1 protein-coding gene is annotated in these 253 nt (G+C 53.0%); it reads right to left on the reverse strand.

Going from position 1 to position 253, the window contains the following annotated elements; genetic code table 11:
- Nucleotides 1-253 (reverse strand): hypothetical protein (locus tag FCL48_RS25115; protein ID WP_169309382.1); only part of this gene is annotated, 253 nt, incomplete at both ends.

Below are 253 nucleotides of genomic sequence, written 5' to 3' on the forward strand. Positions count from 1 at the left end.
TGCCACCGATGGTGACTGTAGAAATACCGGCCTCTGCCCCAACCGTGATCGCCCCGTTAACGGTGTCACCGGAACCTTCAACCACACTGTTGTCGGCAGGAGTAACATCTGCATCCGCATCATCAATCGAGATGGTCGGTGCACCGTCGGTCATGCCGTTTACATCGATGGTAAGGGTTGCTTCAGAGGTATCTCCATCAGCATCAGTAATGGTGTAGGTAAAGACATCCTGGATGGTGTCACCATCGTCAAG

The organism is Desulforhopalus sp. IMCC35007, assembly GCF_005116575.1.
Classification (GTDB): domain Bacteria; phylum Desulfobacterota; class Desulfobulbia; order Desulfobulbales; family Desulfocapsaceae; genus Desulforhopalus_A.